Here is a 7,884-nt window from a genome sequence, read left to right as displayed (position 1 = left end):
GGTGAACGTGAGCACCTCGGCGGCGGTCATGCCCGGGACGAAGGACCTGTTTCCGGAGACCAGCTTGATCCACCGGCCCGTACCGTCGAACAAGCCGTCGGACGGCAGCTTGCCGGAGCCGTCGATCTCCGATGCGGGGCTGTCGCCGGTCACCTTGGCGACGTAGAGCGTGCCCGACTCGAGCAGCGTCAGGTTGTGCTTGCGGTCCCCGGGCCGGTGACGCTTGTCAGAGACGAACTTGTAGAGGTAGTCGAAGCGCTCGTCGTCGCCCATGTAGGCCACGACGTTGCCCTTCTTGGACACGATCACGTTGGCGCCCTCGTGCTTGAAGCGGCCCATAGCCGTGTGCTTGCGCGGCCGGGCGCCGGGCTCGTAGGGGTCGACCTCGACGATCCAGCCGAAGCGGTGCGCCTCGTTCGGGTGCTTCGCGAGGTCCCAGCGCTCCTGCACCCGGTCCCACCGGCGCGAACCGTCCGGGACGCGCTGCGTCGTCGAGATCCCGTAGCGGGCGTACCGCGGCTTCAGGTCGGCGGGGACCGAGTCGCCGCCTACGAAGTACTGGTTGAAGTTCTCCTCGCCGGACAGCACTGTGCCCCAGGGCGTGACGCCGCCCGAGCAGTTGTTGAGCGTACCGACGGGGGTGGTGCCGCCCGGATCCGCGGCCGTCCGCACCCAGGACGACCCGGCAGCGGGCCCGGTGAACCGGAACGGCGTCGCCAGCGTGGTGATCCGCTTGTTGTAGGGCAGGCGCCGGCTCCGGACAGGACGCCATTTCCCCGTACGCCCGGCGCGCTCGATCTCCACGACCGACATCCCGTGCGCGGCGAGCGTCACCCGCACCTGCTCTTCGCTCAGCGCGCCGAGCCCGGTGAAGCCGGGGAACATGAGCTCCTCGTTGGTGTACTCGTGGTTGGCCACGAGCAGCGCCCGGGTCCCGTCGCGGCCCAGCGGGAGCACGCCGAGGAAGTCGTTGTTGTAGCCGAACTGGGCGGCCTGGCGCTCGGCGGTCTGCCGGTGAAGATCGAGCCCGGGCGCCCCGGGCAGGATCGGGTCGCCCCACCGGATGACCACGGCGGAGTCATAGCCGTTCGGCACGATGAACGTGTCGAGCGTGTTCGGCGGGATCGGCTTGAAGGTGAGCGCCCCGGCGGGTCTCGTCGCCGTCGCCGGCGCGGCTGCCGCAGCATCTTCCACACCGACTCCCAGGACCAGCGCGCCGGCCGCTCCCGCCGCTATGACCCCGCGCCGGGTCACACCCTCCCGCACGACGTCGCCGAGGTAGTCGTTGCCGGACTGGTTGGGCACCGGATGATCGCAGGCGTTCCCGCACCGGTAGAGGCAGGTCATCGGATCTCGCCCCCGGCCGGGCCCGAGCAGCGGAAGCAGACGCGGTCGATCGGACATGACGCACCTCCCGGCAGACGCCACCGGCCGCGCACGCTCACCGGTGAACCCTCGCGTAACCGGAGGTTAACAGAAAGCGACGCCCGTCCATACGTCCTCGGATCAGGCGGAGGCGGGCTCCCGGTCGTGGTCGGGGCGGCGGGCGCGGTCGCGGCGTTCGGTGCGGATGTCGATCAGGGCGGCGACCAGGGCGACGACGACCAGGGCGATCGTGACGAGGAGGGCGGTGCGGAAGGCGAGGGACCAGTGGCCGCCGTTGGAGGAGAGGCGGTTGAAGAAGATCGAGCCGACGACGGCGATGCCGAGGGCGGTGCCGATGCGCTGGCCGGTCTGGAGGACGGCGCCCGCGCTGCCGGCTCGGCGGACGGGGACCTCGGCCAGGGTGAGGGTCTGGTTGGGGCTGATGACCAGGCCGCTGCCGGCGCCGGCGACGAGGAGGGGGAGGGCCGCGGCCCAGCCGGCGCCGTGGCCGGGGACGAAGTGGAGGGCCAGGAGGACGGCGAGCAGGCCCACGGTGACCAGGGAGAGGCCGATAACGACCAGGGGGCGGCCGAAGCGGTTGACGATGCGGCCGCCGAGGGCCGCGGAGACGGCGGAGCCGATGGCGAAGGGGGTCAGGGACACGCCGGCGAGGAGGGCGCTGTAGCCCAGGCCGCTCTGCAGGTACAGCGTGTAGATGAAGAAGATCGTGGTGAAGCCGGCGAAGTAGAGCAGGCCGATGAGGGCGCCGAGGCCGTACGAGTGAACCTTGAAGAGGCCGAGGTCGACCACCGGGGTCTCGCCGCGGGCCGCGAAGCGGCGCTCCCACCACACGAAGCCGGCCAGGACGAGGACGGCGGCGACGGTGAGGAGCCACTTGGCCGGGCTCTTCCACTCGCGCTCCTGGACCAGGGGGAGCAGCAGGAGCAGGACGCCGAGGCCGAGCAGGACGACGCCGACCGGGTCGAGGCTCTCGTTGCGCTTGCGCTCGTCCGACGCGGGCGTCGGGATCCACATGCGGCCGAGGATGATGGCGGCGATGCCGATCGGCAGGTTGATGAAGAAGATCCAGCGCCAGCCGGTCGAGGCACCGAGCAGCTGGATGAGCAGGCCGCCGAGCAGCGGGCCGACGGCGGTGGAGACGCCGACCGTGGCGCCGAAGAGGCCGAAGGGCTTGCCGCGCTCCTCGGGCTTGAAGAGCTGCTGGATCAGGCCGGAGACCTGGGGCGTGACCACGCCGGCGGCGGCGCCCTGGACCAGGCGGGCGACGACCAGCCAGAGGGCGCTGGTGGCGAAGCCCGCCGCGGCGCTGGCCAGCACGAAGCCGGCCAGGCCGACGATGAAGACGGTGCGCCGGCCGCGGGCGTCGCCGAAGCGGCCCGCGGGGACCAGCATGAGGCCGAAGGTCAGCGCGTAACCGGACAGGACCCACTGCAGCTCGCCCGGGCTCAGGTGCAGGTCGGACTGGATCGAGGGCAGGGCGACGTTGACGATGCTGACGTCGAGCAGGGTCATGAATCCGGCGACGAGGGCTACCGTCATCGCCTTCCAGCGGTTCTCCACCGGCCCGTTGTGCCCCGCCGGGCCGGTGGGAAACCCGTGATCAGCGATACAGGAACGGTGGGCGCCGCGGAAAGGTCAGCGATACAGGAACGTGGCGAGAGCCCCGGCCGGGAGCTCGTACGAGAAGGAACGCTTGCCGACCGCGACCGCGAACGGCCGCGGGGTGTCGCCGGGGTTGTTGACGACCAGCGCCGTCGAGCCGTCCGGGTTGCGGAAGGCGACGCTGTCGGTGGAGCTGCTGGCGATGCGCACCGCGCCGGGCCGGACGAACTTGCTCAGGTGCCCGATCGTGAAGTACTCGGCGTTGCGGGTGACGCTGCCGTCGGGCTGTACGGTGACCAGGCCGGTGCAGGTGCCGCAGCCGCCCAGGTGCGGGCCGCCGGTGCTGTCCAGGGCCAGGTTCCAGGTGACCAGCGACTTGGCCCACTCGCGGGTCGTGCCGATGGTCAATGTCCGCGCGTGCCAGCGCAGCGTGTCGTTGAAGAACTGCGTCGGAGTGTCGTCCGCGCCGTGCGAGCCGGAGCACTCGGTGAACCAGATGCCCTTGTCCGGGAAGGCGGCGTGCAGCGCGCTCTGCGCGGAGGGATCACCCGAATAGCAGTGGTACGCCGTCCCGGCCAGCCACTTCCCGGCGGGCGAGGCGAGCAGCCGGTACGGATAGTCCGTCTCCGGATCCTCGCCCGGCGGCGTGGTGCCGACGTCGCCGGGGTGCGTGCTCCAGTTGTGGTCGTAGCCCAGGATCTTGGTGCGCGGGCTCGCCTTCCGGAGCAGCGGCCCGAGCGCCGTGATCACCTTGGCGGCCTGCGCGACGGGCAGGGCCGTGCCCGGATAGCCGCCGTCGTGCCGGTTCTGCGGTTCGTTCTGCACGGTCAGGTAGTCGATCGGCACCCCGGCCCGCGCGTACGCCTGCACGTACTTGACCAGGTATCGCGCGTACGCGTCGTAGATCTTCGGGTCGTCCTTGAGGTGGCCGCCGAGCAGGGAATCGGTCGTCTTCATCCAGGCGGGCGGGCTCCACGGCGTACCCATGACCGTGATCCGGGGGTTGAGACGGCGGGCCTGGCGCAGCAGCGGGAGGATCTGCCGCTCGTCGCGGGCGATGCTGAAGTGGCGCAGCGCGAAGTCGGTCTGCCCGGCCGGCACGTCGTCGTAGGTGTAGTGGCTCGCGGTGGCCGTGAAGTCGGACGAGCCGATCGGCTGGCGCAGGAAGCTGACGCCGATGCCGGCGCGCGGGTCGAAGAGCGAGCGCATCGCCTTGTCGCGGGCGGCGGGGGTGAGCCGGTGCAGGACGCTCGCGGCGGAGTCGGTGAGCGACGCGCCGAAGCCGTCCATGCTCTGGTAGCGCACGGCCGGGTCGACCGTGATCGTGGTCAGGTCGCTGCCGCCGCGGGTGAAGGCGACCGGCGCCCGCTCGTGCAGCAGTTCGGCCTGGTCGGGGGTGGTCACCCAGACGCGCACCGGCGGGCTCGACGCCTGGGCCGGGCTTCCCGTCATGAGCAGGACGCCCGCCGTGACGGCCGCGCCCCAAGCTCGCAATCGCATCGCCGCTCCCTGAAACAAGTGAAACATTGGTCGTGTACGGTATCGACAGGAAACAATCCCGTAACGCCGAAGTCAACCGCTCGAGGGTGCCGGGTGTGAAACAACGAGATGTAACAGTGCGCGAGGTCGCGGCGGCGACGGGCGTGTCGATCGCGACCGTGTCCCGGGTGCTCAACGGCCGGGGCAACGTGGCGGCGCCCACCCGCGAACGCGTCGAGCGGGCCCTGCAGGCGCTCGGCGGCACGGCACCTCGGCCGCGTGCCGCGCAGCGTCCGCTCACCGGGCCGGTGCTGCTGCGGTGCCCGTACCTGCTGACTGACTATTTCGGGATCATTGTGTCCGCGATGGCCGAGTCTCTCGACCGGCACGAGCGCCCGGTGCTGCTCGACGCGGGGGAGGCGGCCCAGCAACACTCGGTCGTGGACCGGCTCGCCCACCGCTCCGGGATCGCGGGCGCCCTGCTCGTCCTGCCGCCCGAGCCCGCCGCCGAGCTGGCCGCCCTGCGCCGCAGCCGGTTCCCGTTCGTCATCGTCGACCCGCGCGAGCCCGCCCCGCGCGACATCCCGGCCGTCTCCGCCGCTCATGCTGCCGGCGCCCGCGCGCTCACCGCGCACCTGACCGCCCTCGGGCACCGGCGCATCGGGGTGGTGGCCGGCCCCGACGAGTGGCTGGCCAGCGACGCGCGGCTGGCCGGGCACACCGCCGCGCTCGCCGACGCCGGGGTGCTGCCCGACCCGGGGCTCGTCCGGCACGTCGAGCCGACCGTGGCGTGGGGCCGGCGGGCGGCGGGGGAGCTGCTCGACCGGCCCGGCCCGCCGACGGCGATCATCGGCTTCAACGACAAGGCGGCCGTGGGCGCGTTGCAAGCGGCGGCTGCCCGTGGTCTCCGTGTCCCGTCCGATCTGTCCATAGCCGGCTTCGACGACATCGACCTGAGCCGGGCGACGAGCCCCACCCTCACGACCGTCCGGCAACCGCTGGCCGAGCTGGGCCGGATGGCGGTGTCGCTGCTGGTCCGGGTCCTCGACCGGCACGCGCTCGAGGCGCTGCACGTCGAGCTGGCCACCGAGCTCGTAGTGCGCGACTCGACCGCTAGGGTGCGGTCATGACAACGTTTGCGGTGGTCGGGGCGGCGTGGCGGGCCGAGATGTTCTGGCGGGTGGCGGCGGGCCTCGACGACGTACGGTGCGTGGGCGCAATCGTCCGCACCCCGCGCGACCTGCCCGTGCCCACCTATGGCTCGCTGGCCGAGTGCGTCGAGCAGGCGCGGCCCGACTTCGTGGTGACGGCGGTCCCGTGGGCGGTCAACCCGGGCGTGATCACCGAGGCGGCCGAGCGCGGGCTGCCCGTGCTGGCCGAGACGCCGCCCGCGCCGGACGAGGCCGGGCTCCGCGCGCTCTGGTCGGCGGTCGGGGCGTCCGGGCTGGTGCAGGTGGCGGAGCAATACCTGCTGGTCCCGGCCCATGCGGCCCGGCTCGCGGCGGTGCGCGCCGGCGTCATCGGCACGCCCACCCAGGCGCAGGTGTCGTCGACGCACACCTACCACGCCGTGTCGATGATCCGCGGCCTGATCGGCGCCGGCCGCGGCCCGGTGACCGTCCGCGCGACGCGCACCACGGCGCCGCTGGTCGACCCGCTGACCCGCGACGGCTGGACGGACGACCCGGCCGAGAAGCCGGCCGTCACGACCATCGCCACGCTCGACTTCGGCGGCGGCCTGTCGGGGCTCTACGACTTCACCGACAACCAGTGGCACAACCAGCTGCGCTTCCGGCGGCTCCTGGTGCGCGGCAGCCACGGCGAGCTGCGCGACGACGAGGTGGTGCGGCTCACCGCCCCGCGCACGATCGTGCGGACCCCGCTGGTACGCCGGCAGACCGGGTACGACCTCGACCTCGACGGCTTCGACACCGACACGATCACGCTCGGCGACCAGGTGCTGTTCCGGAACCCGTACCCGGGGCGGCGCTGGAGCGACGAGGAGATCGCGATCGGCACCCTGCTGGACGCCACCGCGGCCTGGGTGCGAGGCGACGGGCCGGCGCCCTACCCGCTGGCGGAGGGCGCGCAGGACCACCTGATCGGCCTGGCGATCGACCGGGCCGCGGAGACCGGCGAGGCCGTGACCACGCCGAGCATTTTCTGAATACGCGTCACCGCCCGGTCCCGCCGCGTCCCCGCGACCTGGCTGCCGCGGCGCGGATCTGCCGCGCGCATCCGGGCTGACCTGCCGTCCCCGGCCCGGCACGCCCCCGGTGGGCCGGCGCCGGGCCGTCATGCCCCGGCTGCATGCCGACGTGCGATCCAGGTCTTGGACGCGGGCGGCGGGCCGTTGATGTCATGTCCGGCATGGACATCCCTGATCAGACCGGCCGGACCGTCGTCGTCACCGGCGGCAGCAGCGGCATCGGCCGGGCCGCTGCGACCGCCCTGGCCGCGAAAGGCGCCCGCGTCATCCTCGCCGTCCGCGACCAGGCCCGGGGCCGCGCGGCCGCCGCCGGGATGCCCGGGCGCGCCGAGTCCCGCCCGCTCGACCTCGGATCACTCGCCTCGGTCCGCGCCTTCGCCGCCACCCTGGACGAGCCCATCGACTGCCTGATCAACAACGCCGGCGCCATGAGCAGCACCCTGCGCCGCACGGCCGACGGCTTCGAGAGCCAGTTCGGCGTCAACCACCTCGGCCACTTCGCCCTGACGACCCTGCTCCGCGACCGCATCACCCGGCGGGTCGTCACCGTGACGTCGGCCGGCTACCGCGCGGCGCACATCGACTTCGAGGACCTGCAGTGGGAGCGGCGCCCCTACCGGCCGTTCGGCGCCTACGGCCAGAGCAAACTGGCCAACCTCCTCTTCACCCGCGAACTCCAGCGCCGCCTGACCGCGGCCGGATCACCGGTGCTGGCTACGGCGGCGCACCCCGGCTGGGCGGCGACCGGGTTCACCATGACCACGGGGCGGGCGGTGGTCGACCGTACGCTCGCTCTGGGCACGCGCCTGCTGGCCCAGAACGCGGAGGGCGGGGCCCGCCCGACCCTGCTGGCCGCCGTGGGCGACGTTCCCGGCGGCAGCCTCTCCGGCCCCAGCCGCTTCGGGGTCCGCGGGCCGGCCGCCCCGGAGACCCTCACCGGTCCCGCCCTCGACACCGCCGCCGCCCGCCGCCTCTGGGAGGTCTCCGAGCACCTCACGGCATAGCTCGCGCGGCGGGCGGCAGCGCGGCTTCGACCAGGTCGGCGGCCCGGGCGGCGCCGGCGGTGGCCTCGATGGTGTGTTTTGACGGGCGGCGGCGGGTCTGGCAATCTTGCGGGCAGCCGGGGTGAGCACGCTCCGGCCCGGTGCACGAGGGACTGACGCCTGTGATCACGGCGCGCCGAGAGGCCGCCTGAGCGTCCGCCGCTG

6 protein-coding genes are annotated in these 7,884 nt (G+C 73.0%); 3 read left to right on the top strand and 3 right to left on the bottom strand.

What is annotated here, in order from left to right; translation table 11 throughout:
* From RAN62_RS40070 to RAN62_RS40060, 3 genes are all read right to left on the bottom strand, one after another.
* Positions 1 to 1,404: PhoX family protein (locus RAN62_RS40070; RefSeq protein WP_305790124.1), on the bottom strand; the 1,404-nt coding region annotated here is incomplete at its 3' end.
* A 102-nt stretch (positions 1,405 to 1,506) separates the two neighbouring features.
* Positions 1,507 to 2,925, bottom strand: coding sequence for an MFS transporter (locus RAN62_RS40065; RefSeq protein ID WP_305790127.1), 1,419 nt, complete (start codon positions 2,923 to 2,925; stop codon positions 1,507 to 1,509).
* A gap of 96 nt (positions 2,926 to 3,021) precedes the next feature.
* On the bottom strand, positions 3,022 to 4,488 hold the full coding sequence (locus RAN62_RS40060; RefSeq protein ID WP_305790123.1) for a glycoside hydrolase family 30 protein: 1,467 nt from the start codon (positions 4,486 to 4,488) through the stop codon (positions 3,022 to 3,024).
* A 95-nt stretch (positions 4,489 to 4,583) separates the two neighbouring features.
* Between RAN62_RS40060 and RAN62_RS40055 the strand changes: the two genes are divergently transcribed.
* The 3 genes from RAN62_RS40055 to RAN62_RS40045 all read left to right on the top strand — a co-directional run bounded on the left by RAN62_RS40055 (position 4,584) and on the right by RAN62_RS40045 (position 7,680).
* On the top strand, positions 4,584 to 5,597 hold the full coding sequence (locus RAN62_RS40055) for a LacI family DNA-binding transcriptional regulator (protein WP_305790122.1): 1,014 nt from the start codon (positions 4,584 to 4,586) through the stop codon (positions 5,595 to 5,597).
* The gene (locus tag RAN62_RS40050) at positions 5,594 to 6,634 is read left to right on the top strand and encodes a Gfo/Idh/MocA family protein (RefSeq protein WP_305790121.1); all 1,041 of its coding nucleotides are present in this window, start codon (positions 5,594 to 5,596) and stop codon (positions 6,632 to 6,634) included. The genes RAN62_RS40055 and RAN62_RS40050 overlap by 4 nt, the downstream gene beginning before the upstream one ends.
* A gap of 203 nt (positions 6,635 to 6,837) precedes the next feature.
* Positions 6,838 to 7,680: an oxidoreductase gene (locus RAN62_RS40045; protein WP_305790120.1), complete on the top strand. Its 843-nt coding sequence runs from the start codon at positions 6,838 to 6,840 to the stop codon at positions 7,678 to 7,680.
* Positions 7,681 to 7,884: the final 204 nt, after the last annotated feature.

It is taken from the genome of Symbioplanes lichenis (genome assembly GCF_030709675.1).
In the GTDB taxonomy this organism is placed as follows: domain Bacteria; phylum Actinomycetota; class Actinomycetes; order Mycobacteriales; family Micromonosporaceae; genus Actinoplanes; species Actinoplanes lichenis.
Note: the sequence above shows the minus strand (reverse complement) of the source record. Positions and strands in the feature narration are given on the sequence as shown.

Bases quoted from the DNA above. Each gene is read 5' to 3' on its own strand.
- RAN62_RS40045 (WP_305790120.1), top strand. From the start codon at position 6,838: ATGGACATCCCTGATCAGACCGGCCGGACCGTCGTCGTCACCGGCGGC.
- RAN62_RS40050 (WP_305790121.1), top strand. From the start codon at position 5,594: ATGACAACGTTTGCGGTGGTCGGGGCGGCGTGGCGGGCCGAGATGTTC.
- RAN62_RS40060 (WP_305790123.1), bottom strand. From the start codon at position 4,488: ATGCGATTGCGAGCTTGGGGCGCGGCCGTCACGGCGGGCGTCCTGCTC.
- RAN62_RS40065 (WP_305790127.1), bottom strand. From the start codon at position 2,925: ATGACGGTAGCCCTCGTCGCCGGATTCATGACCCTGCTCGACGTCAGC.